Raw genomic sequence first — 22,867 nt, forward strand, 5'->3', positions numbered from 1 at the left:
GACTCCGCGCGGCCCTCTCGGCCACGGTGACGCTGCTCCCGCGCCTGCTACTTGCGGCGTTGGCCGGCGTCGCCGTCTATTTTTCCTACGAACCGCACGGATTATGGTGGGCGGGGCTAGGGGGCATCGGCATGCTCTGGCTCTCGTGCGTGCCCTGGCGCGGGGTGCCTGTGCGCGCCGGCCGAGCCGCCCTCATCGGCTTTGTCCATGCGCTCACGCAATACCTGCTCATGCTGCCGTGGATTGGCGAGCTCGTGGGCACAATGCCGTACGTCGCGCTCGCGCTGTGGCTGTCCGTCTACGCGCTGCTGCTCACGCCCGGCGCCGTACTGCTCGCGCGCTGGCGCTGGGGCTGGCTCGGCTTCCCGTTCTTTTATCTGGCAATTGAGCTGCTGCGTTCCTCGGTGCCTTTCGGGGGATTTGCGTGGGTGCGGCTGGCCTGGGGCCAGATAAACGGCCCTCTGGCAAACCTCGCGGCATGGGGCGGCACAGCGCTCGTCTCGCTCGCGGCGGCACTCGTGGGCACTGGCGTGGCGGCGCTCTACCTGGCAGTGCTGCGGCACGCCTGGCGCGAGTCGTGGGCCGCGGCGGCCGTCGTCCTGCCGGTGGTGCTGGGGCTCGTGGCGGGGCTGAGTGTCAACGACCCAGGGCGCACGGTGGGGACGGCGAAGGTCGCGGCCATCCAAGGCAATGTGCCGCGGCTGGGGCTCGACTTCAACGCGCAGCGCCGCGCGGTGCTCGCGAACCACGTCCAAGCCACGGCGAAGGCGGCGAAGGCTGACCCTGACGTGGACCTGTATATTTGGCCCGAGAATTCCTCGGACGTCAATCCTTTCCGCGACGCCGAGGCCATGGCGCTCATCCAGTCCGCAGTGCAGGCCGCGGGGGCGCCGATTGTGGTGGGCACGCTCACCGTAGACGAGGTGGGCGAGCGCAACACCATGCAGGTGTTCAACGCAGACGGCTCCGTGGGCGAGCACCACTATAAAAAGTACCTCCAGCCCTTCGGCGAGACCATGCCGTGGCGCAGCTTCTTCCGCACAATCACGGACATGGTGGACCTGGCGGGCGATTTCAAGCCGGGCAACGGGCCGGGTGTCGTGCACATGGGCGGCATCGCCGTCGGCTTGGCCACGTGCTACGAGGTGGCGTTCGACGCGGCGTACCGCACGTCGGTGCGCAACGGTGCGCAGATTCTCGCCACGCCGACCAATAACGCGACGTTCGGGTTCTCGGACATGACGTACCAGCAGCTCGCCATGAGCCGCCTGCGCGCCATCGAGACGGACCGCGCGGTGGTCGTCGCGGCAACCTCAGGCGTATCCGCCATTGTCCATCCCGACGGTCGGGTCTCGCAAGAGTCCGGTATTTTCGAGCAAAAATATCTCATTGAGGAACTCCCACTGCGAGAGGGAATCAAGCCTGCGGTAAAGTATGGCGCGTTACTGCAAGCCGTGGCCGTTCTCATCGGCCTCGCCGCGGTCGCCGCCGCGTGGCGGTCCAACCGCCTTCAGCGCACGCAGAAAAATAACGAGGAGAATTCATGACCACCATTGCACCGGAGCGCCTGGAGAAGACGCTCGTCATCATCCCGACGTACAACGAGCTCGAGAACCTGCCGCTCATTACGGGCCGTGTCCGTAAGGCCCTGGAGCAGGTCCACATCCTCATTGTCGATGACAACTCGCCGGACGGCACGGGCGAGGCCGCAGACAAGCTCGCCACCGAGGACGAGCGCCTGCACGTCCTCCACCGCGAGGGAAAGGGCGGCCTGCTGGGTGCCTACCTCGCCGGTTTCGAGTGGGGGCTCGAGCGCGACTACCAGGTGCTGTGCGAGATGGATGCCGATGGCTCCCACGCGCCGGAAGAACTCCACCTGCTCCTCGAGGAGATCGAGAAGGGCGCCGACCTCGTCATTGGCTCGCGCTACGTGCCGGGCGGCAAGACCGTCAACTGGCCGGCCAACCGCCAGCTGCTCTCACGCCTGGGCAACGTCTACATCTCGATGGCGCTCGGCGCTGGCCTGTCCGATATGACGGCAGGCTACCGCGCCTTCCGCCGTGAGCTGCTTGAGTTCCTCGACTTCGACACTCTGTCCCGCAAGGGCTACATCTTCCAGGTCGACGTCGCCAACCGCGCCATCCGCGCTGGCTACGACGTGCGCGAGGTGCCGATTACCTTCACCGAGCGCGAGCTGGGCGAGTCCAAGCTCGACGGCTCTTTCGTCAAGGATTCCCTCGCTGAGGTCACCAAGTGGGGCGTCGCGCACCGCCGCGACCAGGTCGAGGGCTACGTCAACGACTTCGGCGCCGTGGGCAAGCGCATGATCCAGGACCTGGATCTGGGCACCAAGGTGGGCGAGAAGAAGGACTACCTCGTCGGCTTCTTTGGCGAGATGCGCAAGCTCGTCGAGCACGAACTCAACAAGAAATAACAGCGCACCGCGCACAATTCCCCGGCCTTAGGTCCGGGGATTTTTTGTACCGTCAGGACGGTGAGATGTGCGACACCGCGCGATATTCAGGTTGGGCGAGTCACAGTGCTAGGCTCGAAGATAGGTCGTACATCAATCGGAGTGCGACGCCACCCACACTACGGATCGTTCGGCACGTACCTGCCGATGGAGGGACAGAAAACTCATGGCAACCGTTTCATTCAAGAAGGCCTCGCTCACCTACCCGGGAGCCTCGGAGCCCACGGTCAAGGACTTTGACCTGGAAATCGCGGACGGGGAGTTCCTCGTCCTCGTCGGCCCATCCGGCTGCGGTAAGTCGACCACGCTGCGCATGCTCGCCGGCCTGGAGCAGGTCACCGGCGGTAATATCTACATCGGCGACAAGGACGTCACCCACGTCGCGCCGCGCGACCGCGACATCGCCATGGTCTTCCAGAACTACGCGCTCTACCCGCACATGACGGTCCGCGACAACATGGGCTTCGCCCTGAAGATCGCAGGCAAGTCCAAGGAGGAAATCAACGCCCGCGTGGACGAGGCCGCGAAGACCCTGGGTCTTACGGAGTTCCTCGAGCGCAAGCCTAAGGCCCTGTCCGGCGGTCAGCGCCAGCGTGTGGCCATGGGCCGTGCCATCGTGCGTAACCCGCAAGTCTTCCTCATGGATGAGCCGCTGTCCAACCTGGACGCGAAGCTGCGTGTCCAGACCCGTACTCAGATTGCAGCCCTCCAACACAAGCTGGGCGTGACGACGGTCTACGTCACCCACGACCAGACCGAGGCCCTCACCATGGGCGACCGTATCGCGGTGCTCAAGGACGGCTACCTCCAGCAAGTGGGCAGCCCGCGTGAGCTCTACGACCACCCGGACAACGTCTTCGTCGCCGGCTTCATCGGCTCGCCGGCCATGAACCTGGGTACCTTCACCGTGGGCGCCGACGGCGTGGCAACCTCAGGCGAGGCGCGCATCAAGCTCTCGCGCGAGACGCTCGATGCCATGGTGCCGGAGGATAACAACAACATCACCATCGGCTTCCGCCCGGAAGCACTCCAGATTATCGGCGAGGGCGAGGCCACCGAGCATTCTATCCCAATCCAGCTCGACTTCGTCGAGGAGCTCGGCTCGGACTCGTACCTCTACGGCAAGCTCGTGGGCGAAGGCGACCTAGGCTCCAGCGCCGAAGACGTCGCCGAGTCCGGCCAGATCGTCGTGCGCTCGGCACCGAACACCGCGCCGGCGCCGGGCAGCGTCTTCCATGCGCGCATCGTCGAGGGCGGCCAGCACAACTTCTCCGCCTCGACGGGTCGCCGCCTACCGTAAGCAAACCCTGCCCCTGCAGCGCATAAGGAGGGCGCCGTGCGCGAATCGATGAATATTACGTCGTCGACCTATGCGGCGGCGCTGCTCACCCTGCCCTGGAGCGTGCCGCTGGAGCAGTGGCCAGCCGAGCTCATCACGGCCCTGCCACGCGGCATATCGCGCCACGTGGTGCGGTTTATCGAGCTCGGCGCCGCGCCGACGCAGGGGGTGGACGCGCGCACCGGCGTCGTGGCCGTGAAGGAGATTGGCGTGCGCACGGCTCACCACGAGTACAAGATGCTGCGCGAACTCCAGCGCGTGGGCGCCCCGTCAGTGGCACCGGTCGCCGTCATCACTGGCCGCCAGCCCGATAACCCGCGCGATGGCGAGCTCACGGCGGCGCTTATTACGGAACACCTCGAGTTCTCGTTGCCGTACCGCGAGCTCTTCTCGCAGGACATGGTGCCGGGCCAGCCGGAGAAACTCATTCAGGCGCTTGCCGTCCTGCTCGTGCGTCTGCACCTTTTGGGGTTTTACTGGGGCGACGTCTCCCTGTCCAACACGCTTTTCCGGCGCGACGCAGACACCTACTCGGCCTACCTCGTCGACGCCGAGACAGGGGAGTTCCAGGCCCAGCTTTCCAATGCCCGCCGTGCCTACGACCTCGACACCGCGCGCATCAACATCATCGGCGAAATGATGGACCTCCAGGCAGGCGGGTACCTCGCCGAGGACATCGACGTCATCGCGCTGGGCACGCTCGTGGAGTCGTCCTACGAGGACTTGTGGCGTGAGCTCACGGCGGAAGAAGCCATTGACGCGGGCGAGCCGTGGCGGATTACCGAACGTGTCGAAAGGCTGGCGAGCATGGGCTTCGACGTGGGGGAGTTGAGCGTCGAGACCGAGGCCGACCGCGCGACCGTCACGCTGCGGCCCGTTGTCGTCTCGCCGGGGCACCACCATCGCCTGCTCCTCGAGCTCACCGGCCTGTCGGCGGAGGAACACCAGGCACAGCGCCTACTGGGTGCCATCCACACGTTCCGCGCCTTGGAATGCTCCGAGGCGGCGAGCCTCGAGCAGGCGGCGCACCGTTGGCTCACGGAGGAATACGAGCCAACCATCGCCGCCGTGCCGGAAGACGCACGCTCCAAGCTCGAGCCCGCGCAGCTCTTCCACGAGATTTCGGACCACAGGTGGTTCATGGCTGAGCATCGCGGCGCCGCCGTGCCCTTGGCCGAGGCCACGCAGTCCTATCTCACGACAGTCCTCCCCAGCCGCCGCGATGAGGCGCGGCTTCTCCAGCCACCCCTCTCGGAGTGACCCGGAGTGACGACGCCGCCTTAGGATATAGCCTGCAGGAAAGTGGACACTACCGCAGGACGGTGGGATTTGTTCCGGATGGGACCGTTCCGCTCCGTATAAAAGATTTCAGACGCGAATTTACACCGAGCATAGACCGTTTATGCCCGTTCACCCCCCCTATATGAGGGGCAGTTAACTGTGTTAACCTATGCAACATGTCACAAAATACCGCGCATGTTACATTCATGTTTGGCCCAGCTCAATAGAATCACTAAGCTGATTGTTGAGGTCAGTAGCACCTTGGACACCAGAAAAGTCCACACTCACGGACACAAGGCTGGGCATCGTCACCATTGGCCATGTCCACACCGCGGCAAGGTACTACGACGCCACCCCGGTGGTTAGGACCAGTGACGAGCTTGACTCAGGCTCCCACGCGACCACCAGGGGATAACTCCACAGGCATTCCGTAGCCTTGCCCGCCGAACATCGGCACCATCAGGGTAGGGCTTCACACCTAGAAAGAGGACCCGATGAAGCGTCTTACTCGCATCGCATCTATCTCCCTGAGCGCTCTGCTCGCCACCACCACCCTCGTTGCCTGCTCGTCGGGCGATTCGGGGGATGACTCCGGCTCCGTCTACTTCCTGAACTTCAAGCCGGAGCAGGACGCCGCCTACCAGGAGATCGCCAAGGAGTACACCGAGAGCACCGGAGTGCCCGTCAAGGTCGTCACGGCGGCATCGGGAAGCTACGAGCAAACGCTCAAGGCAGAAATCGGCAAGGATGAAGCCCCGACTCTCTTCCAGGTCAACGGCCCCGCCGGCTTCATCACGTGGCAGGACTACATGGCTGACATGTCTGACACCAAGATTGCCCAGGAGCTCACCGAGGACGTCCCGGCGCTTCAGGATGACGAGGGCACCACGAAGGGCGTGCCGTTCGCCGTCGAGGGCTTCGGCATCATCATCAACCAGGAGATCTTCGACAAGTACATCGCGCTGCCCGGCGCGAAGATCAAGTCCACGGACGAAATCACGAGCTTCGACAAGCTCAAGGAAGTCGCGGACGACATGCAGGCCAAGAAGGGCGAGCTCGGCATCGAGGGCGCCTTCGCTTCCACCTCGCTTACCCCGGGCGAGGACTGGCGCTGGCAGACCCACCTGGCCAACGCACCGATCTGGCAGGAGTTCCAGGACGACGGCGTCGAGGATAAGACGGAGGTCGAGTTCAAGTACTCCAACGAGTACAAGAACCTCCTCGACCTGTACCTCACCGACTCCACCGTGGAGAAGACCCTGGCCCCAGCGAAGACCGTCTCCGACTCCATGGCCGAGTTCGCACAGGGTAAGGCCGCCATGGTCCAGAACGGTAACTGGGCATGGTCCCAGATTTCCGAGACCAAGGGCAACGTGGTCAAGGAAGACAAGATCAAGTTCCTGCCCATGTACATGGGCCTGCCGGATGAGCAGGACTTCGGCCTCAACGTGGGCACGGAGAACTACCTCGGCGTGAACGCCAATGCTTCTGAGGCCGACCAGCAGGCCACCAAGGATTTCGTCGATTGGCTGTTTACCTCGGATGAGGGCAAGCAGCACGTCATCAACGACCTGGGCTTCATCGCGCCGTTCAACTCCTACAGCGAGACCGACACCCCGAATGACCCGCTGGCCAAGCAGATCCAGGAGGCTATCTCCAACAAGGACATCACGACCATTCCGTGGGCATTCCAGTACTTCCCGTCCCAGCAGTTCAAGGACGACTTCGGCCAGGCGCTGAGCCAGTACGCCTCCGGCACCATGAAGTGGGAGGACGTCGTCACCCAGTTCAAGGATGACTGGAAGGCCGAGAAGGAAGCCAACTGGTCCGAGTAGGCGAGCAGGCCCACCCGCCCGCACGCCTGATACGCCGCGGCCCAAAGCCCTACCGGGCCGCCTCCGCGGAACCTACCCTCGCCGCCGACACCCGTTCCCGGCCGGTGGCGTGGCGCAGGGGCGTGTGCTGGTTCCTTCCGGCCACCTCTGGCACCTACGGCAGGGAAGCACCAGCACATTCTCCTGCGAATGACTCCGGGCTCGCCGCAGAGCCCCTCGCACACCAACCAAATTAGGTGAGATATTTATGCAAGCAACACTGAAGAAGTACTTCCCAGTCTTCGTCTTGCCCACCCTCCTCGCGTTCCTCATCGCGTTCCTCGTGCCCTTCGTCATCGGCTTCTTCCTGTCGTTCACGAAGTTCACCACCATCACCAACGCCAAGTGGGTCGGCCTGAGCAATTACACCAAGGCCTTCTCTGAACGCGAGGGCTTCATCGACGCGTTCCTCTTCACGGTGCTCGTCGTCATCGTCTCCGTCATCACGGTCAACATCTTCTCCTTCATGCTCGCGTGGATGCTCACACGCAAGCTCAAGGGCACCAACTTCTTCCGCACGGTCTTCTTCATGCCGAACCTCATCGGCGGCATCGTGCTGGGCTACACCTGGCAGACCATGATTAACGCGGTGCTGTCGCATTACGCCACGACGATCAGCGCGGACTGGAAGTTCGGCTACGCCGGCCTTATCATGCTGCTCAACTGGCAGCTCGTGGGCTACATGATGATCATCTACATCGCGGGCCTGCAGAACGTTCCGCCAGAGCTCATCGAGGCCGCCGAGCTCGACGGCGTGAGCAAATGGGAGATGCTGCGCCACGTCACCATCCCCATGGTCATGCCCTCGATTACCATCTGTCTCTTCCTTACCCTGGCGAACTCCTTCAAACTCTTCGACCAGAACCTGGCGCTCACCAACGGTGCGCCGGGAGGGCAGACCGAGATGGTCGCCCTCAATATCGTCAATACCCTCTTTAACCGCATGAACGTCGAAGGCGTGGGCCAGGCCAAGGCCGTCATCTTCGTCGCCGTCGTGGTCGTCATCGCGTACGTCCAGCTACGCGCGACCCGCAGCAAGGAAGTCGAGGCCTAAACCATGACTGCTCCCATCACCGACAACCCGCACGAGGCCAAGAAGGCCGCGGCCAAGGTCCACAAGCTGCCCACGGACAACGCGACCAAGATGTCTGGCGGCGCGAAGACAGTCATCTACGCCGTCCTCGCGTTCTTCACCGTCGTCTTCCTCGGCCCCATTCTGTTCATCCTCATCAACTCGTTTAAGTCGAAGTTCGCCATTTCCTCGGACCCGTTTTCCATTCCGGTGGGCGAGACCTTCGTCGGGTTTGAGAACTTCGCAGTAGGCCTGATGAAGCAGGGCTTCCTCGAGGCCACCCTGTGGTCGTTTGTCATCACCATCCTGTCCGTCGCCGTCATCGTGTTCTTCTCCGCGATGACCGCGTACTACATCACCCGCGTGAAGACGTGGTGGACGAACCTCCTGTATTACCTCTTCGTCGTGTCCATGATTATCCCGTTCCAGATGGTCATGTTCCCCACGGTGAAGATCGCAGATATGCTCCACCTCAACAACCCGCTGGGCATCGTCGTACTTTACTTGGGCTTCGGCTCCGGCCTGTCGGTGTTTATGTTCGCTGGCTTCGTCAAGTCCATCCCACTGGAAATCGAGGAAGCCGCCATGATCGACGGCTGCGGCCCCATCCAGAACTACTTCAAGGTGGTCCTGCCCATGCTCAAGCCCACCGCCGTCACGGTGGCCATCCTCAATGCCATGTGGGTCTGGAACGACTACCTCCTGCCGTACCTCGTCATCGGCCTGTCCACCCGGTACAAGACCATCCCGGTCGTCGTCCAATCCTTCGTCGGCTCCAACGGTAACCGCGACATGGGCGCCATGATGGCCATGCTCGTGCTCGCCATCATCCCGATCGTCATCTTCTACTTCGTGACGCAGAAGCACATCATCGAAGGCGTCGCCGCCGGCGCCGTCAAGGGCTAAATGCCACGCACTCCGCCCCGCACGGCCTGTGCGGGGCGTTTCCATGTCCATCGAATAGGGTAGAGGCTTATGAATAGATTCCTGGGACCCGAGTCCAAGTTCTACGAAGTGCTCTCCCTCTTCGCGGACTTGGTCATCGTCAACGTGTTGCTCGTGGTCTCCAGCTTCCCCGTCTTCACGGCGGGCATGAGCCTGCGCACCGCGCACGACGTCATTGGGGACATGGTCCGCGAGGAAGGCACCAGCCGCGGGCGGGCATTCCTGCGCCGCCTGCTCGTGCGCCCGGGCGTCAACTCCGCATGGTGGCTTATTGTCCTCGCCGTGGGTGCATTGGCCGCCTATGAGTTCGCCATCATCGCCCGCGCCGAGCTCGGCACCGCGGGCCTCGTTCTCCGCGCGGGCCTGCTCTCAGGCCTCATCGTGCTCGCCGGCATCACTGTCTGGTTCTTCCATCTGGACACCCAGCTTGCCGATGCCCCCTTCACCCACCGTCTCGCCGCCGCCGCGACGTCCGCCGTGCGCTTCCTTCCGCGCACGCTTCTCGCGCTGGTGCCGTGGGCGCTGCTCCTCGGCTTTCCCTTCTTCGTGCCGAGCGCGTGGGGCGGCTGGCTCTTCTTCGTCGTCGCGGTGGGGCCTGCGCTGGCCATCTATCTGGGCGAGCTCGCGCTGCAGTGGCCGGCGCTGTCCGTCAAAGACAACGCGAGGAGCTAGCCCGGAGTCGAGCACAGCGTAGGGGGAGAGTCCAGCAGGAAACTGCCAGGAATTGCCAGCCAACGCGAAGTTGCGCGGAAGCGTCCGAGCAGCTCCGTGTCCCATAATGAGTTCATGCGTTTGAGAGAGCGCATATCGTGAGAGAGATGAGAGCCCCTGGTTCCGGGGCGGCGGCGTGAGACACCGCCGAGAGGGACCGCTTGAGAGAGATAGAGACGCCGCAAGCCCCAACCTTCGGGTTGGGGCCTGCGGTGTTTTCGGCGGCGGACGGGCGCGCCAGCACAACACGGAAGCACCCCGCCACCAGCAGCGTGCTGGGACGGGGTGCTTCGGGGAAGTCTCGCGGGGGACTTACTTGGACTGCGCCTCTTCCTGCTCCTTGAGCAAGCGAGCGGCAGTGCGGCGGCGGCTGCGCAGGTTCTCGATGCGCTGCTGCAGCAGCTCCTCAAGCTCGTCGATGGAACGACGCTCGAGCAGCATGTCCCAGTGGGTGCGCGGCGGCTTGGCTGGCTTGGACTCGACGCCCTCGCCCTCGACGAGGGTGCCCCACTTACCGTTCTTGCACAGCCATTCCTCGGGGATTTCGGCCTCGTCCGCGAAGGGAACCTCGAATACGTCGCCGTCTTCGGTGCGGTACTTCACCATCTGACGCGGCGCGAGATCGTGGTCGCGGTCGGTTTCATAGCTTACGGCGCCCATACGGCTGCCGCGCAGTACGCGATCTGCCATTGCCTCATCATCCTTTTTCTGCTTCTAGTCCGGCCGTGAACGCACTCGTTCGGCTCTGCCGCGCCGCGGGGCGAAGCAGGGGAGAGCGAGACCGTCCACACAAGGTATATAAGTATAACGGACCACTGGGTGCGTTTGTTCCCAAAGCGCGCAAAGTGGGCTAAGATCGCCTAAGTGACTCAAACTTTTGGCCAGCGACAGCGCCCCGCAACGTGCCAATGGTGCGGTCGCGAACTGCACTCAACTGGTCGCGGACGGCCCCGCAAGTTCTGCAGTCCTGCATGCAAACAACGCGCCTACGAGCAGCGTCATAACGTCTCCGGAACCACCATTCCTTCAGACGCAGTCATCATGACGCGCGCCCGGGCTGACAGCCTGCGCGATGGGCTTTTTGAACTGCGGTGTTCGGCCGAGGACATCGCCACGGCAACGAGCGAGGGCGCCGACGCTCACGAGGTTAAACAACTGTGCGACGAGCTGGTAGAACTCGCTCGCCGTTTGGAGGAATTGAAATAGCAATGAAGAATCTTTTAGCGAACCGCAAGCTCGTTATCACCATTTTCATCGTGATCATCGTGCTGCTCACGCTCGTTGCGTTCGTGCCGCTGGTTATTTCTCTCGTGTCCGGCCGCGGCGTCCAGACCGAGGGCGTCAACGCGAGCCACGCGAAGGCCGCTGAGGTTGAGCTCGATGGCGACTGGACGGTGACGAAGGGCAAGCCGGACAACCACACGTCTGTGGGCTTTACCTTCCACGAGGTGCTGCCTGCCGAGAAGAAAGATACGTCCGGTTCGACCACGGCCGTGAGCGGCGACGCCACAATTGAAAATAATGTCCTTGAGCAGGGCACCATCACGGTGGACATGGACGAGCTGACCACGGACAAGAAGGTCCGCGATCAGAACATGAAGTCCAAGCTCTTTGAGACCACGACGTACCCGGAGGCCACCTTCACGGTCACCAAGCCGGTCGATCTCTCCGCCGTCCCAGACGATGGCACAATCGGCAAGGTCAGCCTCACCGGCGATCTCACCATCAAGGATCAGACGCACGAGGTCACCGAGGACTTCGACGTCCTGCGCGATGGCAAGGAGCTCGTCGTCGGCGGCGATATTCCCATCAACCGCACGGACTACGACGTCAATACGCCGGAGCTCATCGCCGCTAAGATCGACGAGGACGGCTTCATCAACATCCGTATCTCGTTCAAGCAAGCCAACTAAGCACGCGCCACGCACGCAGCGTCCAAGGGAAGCACTCGTATGAACTCTCGCGTCATGATTCCGGTTATCTGGTTCCGGCTCATCGTTGTCATCGCGTTTACGGTTTTCGTCGCCACGCAGAAGATGTGGATCGTCGCGGGCATCGCGGGGCTGTTGGCGTTGCTCAGCATCTGGCAACTCGTCGCCGCGTATCGAAACCGCGACTAAGCCCACGATCGCAGCACACAGGCTGCCGAACCAACGTCCGCTCCATAGCGTTAGTTTCGTAACTGTTACGTTAATAGGGTTTTTCGAGCACACGGGGAGAGGGGGGAATTTTCGCCCTCAGCGGCGCAATCGGATCACAGCGACACAACAGCGCCGAAAGACTCGTTCTATACATTCGGCTGCCATAAGAGACTGAATAGTTCTGCGTCGGTTTCGGAGTCACGATGAGCCCGGACGTGCCAAAGGGTTTTCTGGCGACAGGCTCAGCGAAGGACGCTGAAGCCAAGGCAAGTACAACGGTGCGCCAGCGGACGGTGGACGGGAATGCGGCGGGCGATATTGGGGGCATCGGCAAGCGCTGCGCGATAACATGCAGATCGTGATAAATGTCCGATAATGTACATTATGTCAAAACAGCGATGAGAAGACTTCCCCACGTTGGGGCTTATCTGGCAAATTTCTGCGCGCAATCCCCGTGACACAGACGCCGAAGCCTTAATATTGAGTCCATGACTATTCAGCACATCGTTGACAAGCCCTCGCGCGCCGCCCTGTTCCTCGTTCTCGGCGTCACTCCGGGTGGCGAAGATGCCGTCCGCGACCTCATCGGCGGATTCAAGGGTCTGGTCAAGTCGCTGAATTTCCGTTATAGCGCCGAGGATCTTTTCGCGGTCATCGGCATTGGCGCGAAGCTCTGGCCGCGGCTCACGTCCGCGCCCGTACCGGCGGGACTTAAGGAGTTTGAGGAAATCTCCCAGGGCAAGCACACAGCCCCATCAACGCCGGGCGATCTCCTCTTCCATTTCCGCGCGGAGTCCTATGACGTATGTCACGAGCTGGCGTCGCAGATTCTCACGAAGCTCGGTGACGCGGTGCGCGTTCTCGATGAGACGCAGGGTTTCAAGTACCTGGACGGCCGCGACCTACTGGGCTTCGTGGACGGCTCGGCCAACCCGACGGATAACGAGGCTCTCGAGACCGTCCTCCTACCCGAGGACGCTGACTACCCGCGTGGTTCCTATGTCACCGTGCAGAAGTACACGCACGATCTCAAGGCGTGGGCGCAGCTCACCGTCGAGGAACAAGAAGACGTCATTGGCCGGTCCAAGGTCGACGACATCGAGATGGATGACGACGTCAAGCCGTCCAACTCCCACGTTGCGCTCAACGACCTGGACGAGGATATCTACCGCGAGAACATGGCGTTTGGTTCTTTCGCCTCGGGCGAAATGGGCACGTACTTCATCGGTTACGCGCGCGACCCGGAGTTCATCAACGAGCGTCTGCGCAATATGTTCATCGGCGATCCGGTGGGCAATTACGACCGTATCCTGGACTTTTCCACGGCCGTGACGGGCACGAACTTCTTCGTGCCGAGCCTTACCCTCATGGGTGAGTTCAGTGAACTGCCACTTCCCTAGCCTGCAGTTTTAAATGCTAAGGCGCGGTGCCAGGACGGAGTTCTGCGTGGCGACCTCGATGGCCGCGGTGCGCGCGGCGGCCTCGCGCTGGCGGGTGGCTTTGGCCAGGAAGTAGCCACAGACGAAGCCAATGCGGTTCTGGATGGCCACCCCTTTTTAGGCCGCGCTTACTATCGGTCGATAGGTACACGGCGATAAGTTAGTGAGTATGCACAAGCTCCTCAGCCCGGATTCCTCGAAGATCGGGCGGCCCGTCGACGCGACGAGCCAGCCCGATGCCGTCCCCACGAAATACATCAATGGCTCTCCCCTGTCGCTCATCCGCGACATGGAGGCCATCGTCGGCGAGGAAAACGTCCACGGACGCCTCACCGACCTCGTGCGCTTTTCCTCGGATGCTGGCCCGTACCGCGCCATTCCGAATATCGTCGTCTCAGCACGCAGCGCAGATGATTTGTCCAAGCTCATGAAGTACTGCCGCGAGAACAGCCGCCACATGACCTTCCGCGCGGCGGGCACGTCGCTCAATGGCCAGGCCATGTCGGACGACATTCTCGTCGACGTGAAGACCAACTTCATGGGCATGGAGGTGCGCGATAACGGCGCCAAGCTGTGGTCGCGTCCAGGCGTCATCTTGGGCGACGCGCAGGCGGTCCTCGGCCGCCATGGTTTCATGCTGGGACCGGACCCGGGATCGACGTCGGTGTGCACCATCGGCGGCGTGCTCGCGGATAACTCGGGCGGCATGCGCTGTTCGCTCGAGCGCGACGCATACCACTGCGTGGACGAACTCACCTTCGTCCTGCCGTCGGGCACCATCGTCGATACGACGAAGGGCGACGCCGCGTTGAAGGCCCAGGAGCCAGAGCTGCATGCACAGCTTCTCGAGTTCCGCGATCGCCTGCGCGCGAATACGGACATGGTGGAGTTCCTGCGCCGGAAGTTTTCCATCCGCAACACCAACGGTCTGCGCCTCGATGCGTTCCTCGACGAGGACGAGCCGGTCCATATCCTCAAGCGCCTGCTCGTGGGCTCCGAGGGGATTTTCGGCGCCATCACGGAATCCGTCATCAACACGGTGAAGCTGCCGCGCGTCAAGGCTACGACGTGGGTCGAGCTGCCCAATCTGCGGGACGCCGCGAAGTATGTACATCCAATCATGGAGGCGGGCGCGGAGGCCTGCGAGCTCCTCATCGCGCCGGTCATGCGCCTGTCCGCTGACCACTACGCGCACGCACCGGAGAGCTGGCGCACCATTGACGACGACGCCGCAGCGCTGCTCGTGGAGATGGGCGGCACGGATGAGGCCGATCTCCAGGCGGCACTCGGCCGCCTGCACGCCGTGCTTGCCGATGCCCCGCTCCTGCGTCCGCTCGAATTCGAGACCTCGGCAGAGGGCATGCGCGGCGCATGGGAACTACGCAACGGCCTCTACGGTCTGTTGGGCGCGGGCCGACCCAATGGCACGACGTACATCACGGAAGACGTGTGCTTCCCGCCGGCGCAGATCGGCGATGCCGCAGCAGACCTCATGGATCTCCAGGCGAAGTACGGCTTCCCGGAGTCCGTCATGGGCCACGCTGCCTTCGGCAACCTGCACTTCTTCCTGCTGCCGCGCCTCGACGATCCGCAAGAGCGCCAACAATACTCGGACTTCCTTGACGACCTGGCGGAGCTGGTCATCGACAAGTACCAGGGTTCTATGAAGGCAGAGCACGGCACCGGCGTGAACATGGCGCCATTCCTCAAGCACGAGTGGGGCGAGGAAGCCTGGGAGCTCATGTGGGAGGTTAAGCATATGCTCGACCCGCACGGAATCCTCGCGCCCAACGTCAAACTCACGCGCGACGAGAAGGTGCACCTCAAGAACTTCAAGTCCTTCCCCAAGGTCGAAGACACCATCAATCCGTGCGTGGAGTGCGGCTTCTGTGAACCGGTGTGCCCGTCGCGACACGCAACCGTGACCCCGCGCCAGCGCATTGTGCTGCGCCGCGAGATGGCCCGCCAGCCGGAGGGTTCCGAGGTCCTGGCCAAGCTGCAGGAGGAGTACCAGTACGACGCCGTGGACATGTGCGCCGCGGACGGCACGTGCTCCATTCCGTGCCCGATCAGCATCGACACTGGTGCCGTCATGAAGCAGCTGCGCCGCCAGCAGGCTACGCCGAAGTCGGAAAAAGTCGCTCTCACCACTGCCCAGAAGTGGGACGTCGTGGAGAAGCTTGCCCGCGCCGGCATCATTTCTGCGAATAAGATTCCGCATCAGCCGCTCGAGCTCGGTGCGAACCTCGCGCGCAACGTCGTGAGCCCGGACCTACTGCCCACGGTGCCGGGTCCGCTACCCAAGGGCGCCTCGCGCCTGCCAGAGACCCCGCGTGAGGGCGCGGGCGCCGTGTACTTCCCCGCCTGCATCAACCGCATTTTTGGCCGCCCGGCGGGTGCGGCGCCGGATTCCGTCGACTTGCCGCGCGCCATCGTGGAGCTCGGCCGCCGCGCCGGCCAGCCGGTATGGATTCCGAACGACGTGACGGGCGATTGCTGTGGCACGCCATGGTCCTCCAAGGGTTACACGGAGGGCTTCACGTACCAGGCGCAGAAGATCGTGCGCGACCTGTGGCACTGGTCGGAGCACGGCAAGCTCCCCATTATCGTGGACGCAGCCAGCTGCACGCATGGCCTGCTCGACAACGTGCCGGATGCCCTCGAGCCCGCCGACCGCGAGCTGTGGGAAGACCTGCGCATTATGGACGTCGTGGAATGGCTGCGCGACGAGGTCATTGAGCACCTGCCCATCGTCCACTCCATGGGCAAAATCGCCGTCCACCCGACATGCTCGACGCACCACATGGGTATCAGTGACTCGCTGCTGGCCCTGGCCAACGCGTGCGGCGAGGCCAAGGTGCCGGAGGGGGCGATGTGCTGTGGCACCGCCGGCGACCGCGGGCTGCTCCACCCAGAGCTTGTCGAGTCTGCGACCCGCGAGGAGCGCGCCTCCCTCGACGCGGAGCACTTCGACGCGTTTGTCTCGGACAACCGCACGTGCGAGATGGGCTTGGAGATGATGACCGGCCGCACGTACGACTCCATTGCCGTGCTGCTCGAGCGCGCATCCCGCCCAGTGGTCACGCCGTAGCCTTCCCGCATAGCCCACCGCGTCTCAACGCGCACGTTTCATTCTGTGGAACGATGCGACACGCCGTGGAACCGCTGCCCGCCTTCGTTGTAACGAGGGCGGGCAGTTGTCATTTTTCGGGTTGACCTCGGAGTCTTGGAGCGCAGACGAAACGCGCGGGAGAAAGCGATGGGCTAGTTTAAAGAATTTCACACAATGAGCTTGCAATTTCATTACGTGAGATATTAAGCTTGAGCGCATTCACCGATTGGGTGATAGAAACTTCATTTCTCTTAATGCACAAGGAGGGCTTGCCGTGACCACAACCGCAACTGCCACAGCACCCGCCGCCACTACCACGACGGCACAGTTGACTAAGCACGATCGTCGACGCATCGCTTTCGCGTCGACCATCGGCACCACCATCGAGTTCTACGATTTTTATATTTATGCCACGGCTGCCGTCGCCGTGTTCCCCTTCCTCTTCTTCCCGAAGACCGAAGACCCCACGGTTGCACTGCTCCAGTCCTTCGCCACCTTTGGCCTCGCGTTCGTTGCCCGCCCGCTGGGCTCGGTCGTCTTCGGCCACTTCGGTGACCGCATCGGCCGCAAGGCCACCCTGGTGGGCGCGCTGCTCACCATGGGTATCGCCACCTTCATCATCGGCATCCTGCCCACCTATGCCACCGCGGGCATCCTCGCACCCGCGCTGCTGGCGCTCATGCGCTTCTGCCAGGGCCTGGGCCTGGGCGGCGAGTGGTCCGGCGCGGCCCTGCTGGCCTCCGAGACTGCCGAAGACGGCAAGCGTGCGTCGGCCGCCATGTGGCCGCAGTTCGGCGCCCCGTTCGGCTTCTTTCTCGCTAATGGTTTCTTCCTCGCCTTGGTCGCCACCATGGACTACCACCGTGGCGACACGACGGGCACGTTCATGGAGTGGGGCTGGCGCCTGCCGTTCCTGGGCTCCGCGGTGATGGTCCTCATCGGTCTCTACGTCCGCCTGAAACTGGAAGAAACTCCGGTCTTCCAGCAGGCTGTGGACTCCGGCAAGAAGGCCAAGTCCCCCATCCTTGAGGTCTTCAAGACTGCATGGCTGCCCACCCTGATCGGCACCTTCGTCATGGTGTCCTGCTACACGCTGTTCTACCTGGTCACCACCTGGATCCTGTCCTACGGCATCGGCGATAGCTCCAAGGGTTTGGGTCTGAACATCCCGTACATCCAGTTCCTGGAAATCCAGCTGGTCTCCATCTTCGCCTTCATGGCCGGCATCCCCGTCGCCTCGCTGCTGGCTGATAAGTACGGCCGCAAACCGGTCCTCACGGTGACCTCCGCCATCATGATAGCCTTCGGCTTCACGTTCCCGTTCTTCCTGGACATCGAAACAGCGACCACCGGTTCCGTCCTAGCCTTCCTCACGCTCGGCATGTTCATTATGGGCCTCATCTTCGGCCCAATGTCTGCGGTCCTGCCCGAGCTGTTCCCGACCAACGTGCGCTACACCGGTTCTGGTATCGCGTACAACGTCTCCTCTATCCTGGGCGCTGCGGTTGCGCCATTCATCGCCACTTGGCTGGTAAAGACGCAGGGAGTCGCCGCCGTCGGCTACTACCTCATCATCGTCTCCGCCATCTCCCTGGTCGCCATCATCGCGATGCGCGAGATGAGCAAGGTCGACCTCACCGAGGTCTAAACCCCCACACAGACCAATTCCCCCGCTCTCGAACAGGAGCGCGGGGGATTTCTCGTGTGCGAGCTCGGCTGGACTAACGGCGGCCGCCGCGATTGCGGTGGACGAGCGTGAACTGGACGGAGTCCGCCATGCCGAGCGCGAAGAGCGCCTCGCGCAGCGCGAATTGATAGGTCCACAGGCGGCGGTAGACCGGGTCGAAGCCGGCGGCGGCGGCCTCGCGGAGGTGGCCCACGAAGAAGGAACGCTCGTGCTCGAGCGACTCTCGGTAGTGCGGTCCGGTGTGGGTCTGGGCCACAATGCGCAGGCCGGTGCTACGCTCGACCAGCTTGTTGACCTCGGCGACGGTGAGCAGTCCAAGACCGGGCCACACGTAGGCCTTGAGCGCCTCCAGCGCGTCGCGGCCGGGGCCGGTCATCTGCTCGGTGGCGACGGTCGTTTGGATCACGGCGCGGCCGCTGGCATCGAGCAGCCGGTCGATAGCCTGCACGTAGCGTCCACGCTCCCGACTGCCCAGGGATTCCAGGGCCTCGATGGAAATGATCGCGTCATACCGGCCGCGCCATTCCTGCGGGCTCGGCACGAGGTGCTCGATATCCTGGCAAGCCACGTTGTCAGAGACGCCAGCGAGCACGAGATGCTCGCGAACCGCCTCGGCGCGCGCGGGGTCAGCCGTAAGAATATCGACGACGGCGCGGCGCTCGGCCGCCTGAACGGCGGCCTGAAGACCCGTCGCCGGGAAAACCAGGACGTGGGAGCCGGCGCCGACACGGGTGGCATCGGCAAGCCAGGCTGCGGAGCGCTCTTGGGCAGAGCGCAAATCCTCGCGGTCGACGGCGGTGGGCTCCGACAGATGGGTGACGTCGACGAAGTGCTCCTTGGCGCCGGAGCGCTCATAGGCCGGCACAGACTCGCGGACCGTCGTGGGCACGCCCGTGGAAAAGATGCCGCCCTGGTGGCTCACGCGATCCCCGGCGTAGAGCTTGACTAGCTCTGTGGGCAGCTCCCCGCCCGTCGCGGGCGATTCGGGCACTGCGGGGGTCTTGGGTGCGTACCCAGCACCGAGCAGGCGCTTGAGGACACACACGAGATGCGCGGAGTCCGGCGTCGTCCACTCGCCGGCGAGGTAGGACTCCGCGAAGCCTACCCAACCGCCGTGCGCGAGGCGGTCGAAGAGCGCGTCGTGCGCGACCCGCAGGTCAGCGTCAGCGCCTTCGAGCACCAGTCCCGCCGCGTCGCAGGCCTGCGCAAACTGAGCCTCCGCGCGCCGGGCACGCCACGCGCCAAAGCGCGCAACGGGCACCTCCGCCACGCCTGGCCACAGCTGCGCATCAATGGCGTCAAGATGGGAATGGCTCACGGTGCCCCTTACTCATTAGAACCGGCGAACGACAGACAATACCCGCCAGTTTAGGCGGCGCAGCACGCCGCAGCGCCCAGGCGGGGCCGCGCGCCCGGAGTATTTTGTGACCTAAACTATGCCGACCAAGGAGCAACCTATTACACTAGACGGGTAGCTAAAACACGGCTTTAAATTTTTCAAGAGAGGTTTTACTCACACATGGCTGAGAACGCTTTCCGTCCCAACGGCGGCCGCCACCACGTCGTCGTTATTGGTGCAGGCTTCGGTGGCTTAAACGCCGTCAAGTCCTTGAAGAACGCTGACGTTGACGTCACGCTCATCGACAAGAAGAACCACCACCTGTTCCAGCCGATGCTCTACCAGGTAGCCACCGGCCTCGTCTCCTCCGGCGAGATCGCTCCGTCCACCCGCCAGATTCTGCGCGACCAGGACAACGCCCACTTCGTCAACGGCAACGTGACGAACATCGACATCAAAGCCCAGACCGTCACCGCGGCCCTGGACGACACCGAGCGCACCTTCGAGTACGACTCCCTCATCGTCGCCGCTGGCGCTGGCCAGTCCTACTTCGGCAACGACCACTTCGCCGAGTTCGCGCCGGGCATGAAGACCCTGGATGACGCACTCGAGCTGCGTGCCAACATCATTGCCGCCTTCGAGAAGGCAGAGCTTACCGATGACCCGGCAGAGCGCGAGAAGCTCCTCACCTTCGTCATCGTCGGTGCCGGCCCGACCGGCGTCGAGCTCACCGGCCAGATCGCCGAGATGGCCAAGCGCTCCTTCAACGGCCAGTTCTCCAACTTCTCGCCGTCGTCTGCGAAGATTTACCTCCTCGACGGTGCACCGCAGGTCCTGCCGCCGTTCGGCAAGCGCCTGGGCCGCAAGGCACAGCGCACCCTGGAGAAGATGGGCGTCGACGTACGCCTCAACGCCATGGTCACCAACGTGGACGAGAAGTCCGTGACCTACAAGGACATGAAGACCGAGCAGGAGACCACCATCGAGGCTGGCGTCAAGATCTGGTCCGCCGGCGTTGCCGCTTCCCCGCTGGGCAAGATGGTTGCCGAACAAGCTGGCGTCGAGACCGACCGCGCAGGCCGCGTCCCGGTTAACGAGGACCTCACCCTGGGCGAGTACTCCAACGTCTACGTCATCGGCGACATGATGGGTCTTAACCGTCTGCCGGGCCTGGCACAGGTCGCCATGCAGGGTGGCGCACACGCTGCCAAGCTCATCGAGGCCAAGCTGGATGAGGAGTCCACTGCCAACGAAAAGGAGGCCTTCGACTACTTCGATAAGGGCTCCATGGCCGTCATCTCCCGCTTCAACGCTGTGGTGAAGATGGGCAAGACCGAAATGACCGGCTTCCCGGCATGGATCGCCTGGCTGGCTCTCCACGTCGCATACCTCGTCGGCTTCCGTTCCCGCGCCATCGTGGCCCTGAACTGGCTCATCAACGCCGTCTCCCCGGTCCGCGGCAACCTCGCAATCACGGACCAGCAGCGTTTGGCCCGCAACAAGATGGGCAAGGACGCGTAAGTCTTCTCTTCCCCATCATTCCCCCGTCTCGCTGTATCGCGAACGGGGGATTTTTATGCCCAAAACCGCGCGCACACCCACCGTGCTTTGTTAGTGTCGAGAGCGCAACATGGGGTGCCAAGGCTCGAAGCCGCGGCTGAGAAAACACCCATTGAACCTGCACTGAGTTAGAGCTAGCGAAGGGATCGTTGTGAACGACGCCGTTATTGGCGCGCCTGCTTCGGCGCGCATTCCTGCAGTACCCCGCGTACTCTCCATCGCCGGAACGGACCCCACGGGCGGGGCCGGCATCCAGGCAGACCTGAAATCCATCGCCGCAGCAGGCGGCTACGGCATGTCCGCCGTGACCGCTCTCGTCGCGCAGAATACCCAGGGCGTGCGCGAGGTCCACACCCCGCCGGTCGAGTTCCTCCGCGCGCAGCTTACCGCCGTGGCCTCAGACGTCACCATTGACGCGGTGAAGATTGGCATGTTGGGCAGCGCCGCCATCGTGGCGGAGGTCTCACGCTTTCTCGACCAACTATCGGACGTGCCCGTGGTCCTCGACCCCGTCATGGTGGCCACAAGCGGCTTCCGTCTTCTCGACCGCGACGCGGAGGCCGCCGTGCGCGAGCTGTGCGCACGTGCCACCGTGGTCACGCCCAACCTCAAGGAGCTCGCCGTGCTCACCCACACGGCCGAGGCCACCACGCTCGAGGAGGCCATCGCCCACGCCACCGCATGGTCCGCCAGCACTCGCACCACCGTCATCGTCAAGGGCGGGCACCTGCGCGGCGACCTCGCCGATAATGCCCTCGTCACCCCGGATGGCGCCGTCCGTCGTGTCTCCTGCCCGCGCGTGGACACCCCGCACACCCACGGCACGGGGTGTTCTCTCTCCTCAGCGTTGGCCACCCGGCTCGGCGCGGGCGACTCGCTTTCCGATGCCCTCTCCTGGTCCACCCGCTGGCTCCACGAGGCCATCTCCCACGCGGCCGCCCTTGAGGTCGGCCAGGGTCACGGCCCCGTCGACCATGGGCACCGCGCCCGCCGCCTCGCGGCGGCGGCTTCCACCGTGCCGGCGCGCTTCTACAGCGATGTCACGAGTACCGCGGCCGCCCCCGCGCCCCACGTTCCCGCTGCAGGCCCGGAGACGGCCCGCCTCTGGGAGCTCACCGGCGACGCCTGGCAGTCCATCACGCAGCTGCCCTTCATCCAGGCGCTCGGTACCGGCACGCTGCGCGAAGAGGACTTCGCCTTTTACCTGGCGCAGGACGCGCAGTACCTCAACCGGTATTCGAAGGCGCTGGCGCGCTTAGCCGGCCTCGCACCGGACGCCGACGCGCAGCTGCATTGGGCCTCGGGTGCCGCCGAGTGCCTCGCCGTCGAGATGTCCCTTCACAAGGATTGGATTGCGCACCACACCACGACGGTCTCTTCTGCAGCGCTCAACGCCCCTTCACGGGTGACAAGCGCCTACACCGACTTCCTCGTCGCCACGACGCACACCGACGACTACGTCGTCGGTGCCGCCGCGGTCCTGCCTTGCTACTGGCTCTACGCTGAGGTCGGCCTCCACCTTGCGGCCCAAAACTCGCCCGAGCATCCCTACAACGCTTGGATCACGCAATACGGCGGCGAGGAATTCCTCACCGGCGTGCGCGCCGCCATCGCGCTCGTCGAAGAAGCGCTCACTGCCGCAGACCCCGCCACGCGCTCGCGTGCCACCCGCGCCTACCTTGCGGCATGTTGGCACGAGGTGGACTTCTTCGACCAGGCTGACCGCCGCTGGTAGCTTCGGCGGCGGCGTGAACGCGCCGGTGAAACTGAGATGCTCGTGAGAAGCGTTAGTTTCTGTGGATAACCGGGCCGATTTTGCCCACTCTATTGGGCAACCGGCGCAGGTTGTCCACAGGAAAACATGTTCCCCTAGCATTGTGTGTTGCGTGCTTTT

19 protein-coding genes and 1 riboswitch are annotated in these 22,867 nt (G+C 63.5%); of the genes, 16 read left to right on the top strand and 3 right to left on the bottom strand.

Annotated features, from left to right (window positions below):
* The first annotated feature begins 26 nt into the window (after positions 1-26).
* The 8 genes from lnt to ABJ196_RS10885 all read left to right on the top strand — a co-directional run bounded on the left by lnt (position 27) and on the right by ABJ196_RS10885 (position 9,656).
* Positions 27-1,547 carry an apolipoprotein N-acyltransferase gene (lnt, locus tag ABJ196_RS10850; RefSeq protein ID WP_347307054.1) on the top strand — a complete coding sequence of 507 codons (1,521 nt, stop codon included), beginning with the start codon at positions 27-29 and terminating at the stop codon, positions 1,545-1,547.
* Positions 1,544-2,434, top strand: coding sequence for a polyprenol monophosphomannose synthase (locus ABJ196_RS10855; protein WP_347307022.1), 891 nt, complete (start codon positions 1,544-1,546; stop codon positions 2,432-2,434). Before lnt ends, ABJ196_RS10855 begins: the two co-directional genes overlap by 4 nt.
* 205 nt (positions 2,435-2,639) lie before the next feature.
* Entirely contained in the window at positions 2,640-3,773 is a 1,134-nt protein-coding gene (gene ugpC, locus ABJ196_RS10860) for a sn-glycerol-3-phosphate ABC transporter ATP-binding protein UgpC (RefSeq protein WP_347307024.1), read from the top strand.
* 36 nt (positions 3,774-3,809) lie between these two features.
* Entirely contained in the window at positions 3,810-5,072 is a 1,263-nt protein-coding gene (locus tag ABJ196_RS10865; RefSeq protein ID WP_347307026.1) for a DUF4032 domain-containing protein, read from the top strand.
* A 515-nt stretch (positions 5,073-5,587) separates the two neighbouring features.
* The gene (locus ABJ196_RS10870) at positions 5,588-6,928 is read left to right on the top strand and encodes an ABC transporter substrate-binding protein (RefSeq protein WP_347307028.1); all 1,341 of its coding nucleotides are present in this window, start codon (positions 5,588-5,590) and stop codon (positions 6,926-6,928) included.
* Between the two features lie 247 nt (positions 6,929-7,175).
* Positions 7,176-8,021: a sugar ABC transporter permease gene (locus tag ABJ196_RS10875; protein WP_347307030.1), complete on the top strand. Its 846-nt coding sequence runs from the start codon at positions 7,176-7,178 to the stop codon at positions 8,019-8,021.
* A gap of 90 nt (positions 8,022-8,111) precedes the next feature.
* Positions 8,112-8,945, top strand: a complete 834-nt coding sequence (locus tag ABJ196_RS10880; protein ID WP_347307056.1) for a carbohydrate ABC transporter permease — start codon at positions 8,112-8,114, stop codon at positions 8,943-8,945.
* Between the two features lie 69 nt (positions 8,946-9,014).
* Positions 9,015-9,656: a hypothetical protein gene (locus tag ABJ196_RS10885; protein WP_347307032.1), complete on the top strand. Its 642-nt coding sequence runs from the start codon at positions 9,015-9,017 to the stop codon at positions 9,654-9,656.
* 351 nt (positions 9,657-10,007) lie between these two features.
* On the opposite strand, the gene ABJ196_RS10890 is transcribed toward ABJ196_RS10885, so the two are convergent.
* Positions 10,008-10,385, bottom strand: a complete 378-nt coding sequence (locus tag ABJ196_RS10890; protein ID WP_066488077.1) for an RNA polymerase-binding protein RbpA — start codon at positions 10,383-10,385, stop codon at positions 10,008-10,010.
* Between the two features lie 174 nt (positions 10,386-10,559).
* On the opposite strand from ABJ196_RS10890, the gene ABJ196_RS10895 reads away from it, so the two are divergent.
* The 4 genes from ABJ196_RS10895 (at position 10,560) to ABJ196_RS10910 (ending at position 13,236) form a co-directional block, all read left to right on the top strand.
* Complete coding sequence (locus ABJ196_RS10895; RefSeq protein ID WP_077210065.1) at positions 10,560-10,901, top strand: hypothetical protein; 342 nt, start codon at positions 10,560-10,562, stop codon at positions 10,899-10,901.
* A gap of 2 nt (positions 10,902-10,903) precedes the next feature.
* The gene (locus ABJ196_RS10900) at positions 10,904-11,608 is read left to right on the top strand and encodes a YceI family protein (RefSeq protein ID WP_257034550.1); all 705 of its coding nucleotides are present in this window, start codon (positions 10,904-10,906) and stop codon (positions 11,606-11,608) included.
* A gap of 39 nt (positions 11,609-11,647) precedes the next feature.
* Positions 11,648-11,815: a hypothetical protein gene (locus ABJ196_RS10905; protein ID WP_347307036.1), complete on the top strand. Its 168-nt coding sequence runs from the start codon at positions 11,648-11,650 to the stop codon at positions 11,813-11,815.
* Between the two features lie 509 nt (positions 11,816-12,324).
* On the top strand, positions 12,325-13,236 hold the full coding sequence (locus tag ABJ196_RS10910) for a Dyp-type peroxidase (protein ID WP_347307038.1): 912 nt from the start codon (positions 12,325-12,327) through the stop codon (positions 13,234-13,236).
* Between the two features lie 9 nt (positions 13,237-13,245).
* Here the strand turns inward: ABJ196_RS10910 and ABJ196_RS10915 are convergent, their stop codons facing one another.
* Positions 13,246-13,386 carry a hypothetical protein gene (locus ABJ196_RS10915; RefSeq protein ID WP_347307040.1) on the bottom strand — a complete coding sequence of 47 codons (141 nt, stop codon included), beginning with the start codon at positions 13,384-13,386 and terminating at the stop codon, positions 13,246-13,248.
* A 58-nt stretch (positions 13,387-13,444) separates the two neighbouring features.
* On the opposite strand from ABJ196_RS10915, the gene ABJ196_RS10920 reads away from it, so the two are divergent.
* Together ABJ196_RS10920 and ABJ196_RS10925 are read left to right on the top strand one after the other, a co-directional pair.
* Complete coding sequence (locus ABJ196_RS10920) at positions 13,445-16,366, top strand: FAD-binding and (Fe-S)-binding domain-containing protein (RefSeq protein WP_347307042.1); 2,922 nt, start codon at positions 13,445-13,447, stop codon at positions 16,364-16,366.
* A gap of 295 nt (positions 16,367-16,661) precedes the next feature.
* The gene (locus tag ABJ196_RS10925; protein WP_347307044.1) at positions 16,662-18,035 is read left to right on the top strand and encodes an MFS transporter; all 1,374 of its coding nucleotides are present in this window, start codon (positions 16,662-16,664) and stop codon (positions 18,033-18,035) included.
* Positions 18,036-18,108: 73 nt separating this feature from the next.
* Here the strand turns inward: ABJ196_RS10925 and ABJ196_RS10930 are convergent, their stop codons facing one another.
* Entirely contained in the window at positions 18,109-19,392 is a 1,284-nt protein-coding gene (locus ABJ196_RS10930; RefSeq protein ID WP_347307046.1) for a class I SAM-dependent methyltransferase, read from the bottom strand.
* A gap of 201 nt (positions 19,393-19,593) precedes the next feature.
* On the opposite strand from ABJ196_RS10930, the gene ABJ196_RS10935 reads away from it, so the two are divergent.
* Together ABJ196_RS10935 and ABJ196_RS10940 are read left to right on the top strand one after the other, a co-directional pair.
* The gene (locus tag ABJ196_RS10935; RefSeq protein ID WP_347307048.1) at positions 19,594-20,934 is read left to right on the top strand and encodes an NAD(P)/FAD-dependent oxidoreductase; all 1,341 of its coding nucleotides are present in this window, start codon (positions 19,594-19,596) and stop codon (positions 20,932-20,934) included.
* A gap of 100 nt (positions 20,935-21,034) precedes the next feature.
* A riboswitch (TPP riboswitch) is annotated at positions 21,035-21,137 on the top strand.
* On the top strand, positions 21,125-22,708 hold the full coding sequence (locus ABJ196_RS10940; RefSeq protein ID WP_347307050.1) for a bifunctional hydroxymethylpyrimidine kinase/phosphomethylpyrimidine kinase: 1,584 nt from the start codon (positions 21,125-21,127) through the stop codon (positions 22,706-22,708). It overlaps the preceding riboswitch by 13 nt.
* Positions 22,709-22,867 lie beyond the last annotated feature (159 nt).

The organism is Corynebacterium sp. SA-MJD20WY100 (genome assembly GCF_039822565.1).
In the GTDB taxonomy this organism is placed as follows: domain Bacteria; phylum Actinomycetota; class Actinomycetes; order Mycobacteriales; family Mycobacteriaceae; genus Corynebacterium; species Corynebacterium phoceense_A.

Coding starts and splice junctions, on each gene's coding strand:
- ABJ196_RS10855 (WP_347307022.1), top strand. CDS start 1,544: ATGACCACCATTGCACCGGAGCGCCTGGAGAAGACGCTCGTCATCATC.
- ugpC (WP_347307024.1), top strand. CDS start 2,640: ATGGCAACCGTTTCATTCAAGAAGGCCTCGCTCACCTACCCGGGAGCC.
- ABJ196_RS10870 (WP_347307028.1), top strand. CDS start 5,588: ATGAAGCGTCTTACTCGCATCGCATCTATCTCCCTGAGCGCTCTGCTC.
- ABJ196_RS10875 (WP_347307030.1), top strand. CDS start 7,176: ATGCAAGCAACACTGAAGAAGTACTTCCCAGTCTTCGTCTTGCCCACC.
- ABJ196_RS10880 (WP_347307056.1), top strand. CDS start 8,112: ATGTCTGGCGGCGCGAAGACAGTCATCTACGCCGTCCTCGCGTTCTTC.
- ABJ196_RS10885 (WP_347307032.1), top strand. CDS start 9,015: ATGAATAGATTCCTGGGACCCGAGTCCAAGTTCTACGAAGTGCTCTCC.
- ABJ196_RS10890 (WP_066488077.1), bottom strand. CDS start 10,385: ATGGCAGATCGCGTACTGCGCGGCAGCCGTATGGGCGCCGTAAGCTAT.
- ABJ196_RS10900 (WP_257034550.1), top strand. CDS start 10,904: ATGAAGAATCTTTTAGCGAACCGCAAGCTCGTTATCACCATTTTCATC.
- ABJ196_RS10905 (WP_347307036.1), top strand. CDS start 11,648: ATGAACTCTCGCGTCATGATTCCGGTTATCTGGTTCCGGCTCATCGTT.
- ABJ196_RS10910 (WP_347307038.1), top strand. CDS start 12,325: ATGACTATTCAGCACATCGTTGACAAGCCCTCGCGCGCCGCCCTGTTC.
- ABJ196_RS10920 (WP_347307042.1), top strand. CDS start 13,445: ATGCACAAGCTCCTCAGCCCGGATTCCTCGAAGATCGGGCGGCCCGTC.
- ABJ196_RS10935 (WP_347307048.1), top strand. CDS start 19,594: ATGGCTGAGAACGCTTTCCGTCCCAACGGCGGCCGCCACCACGTCGTC.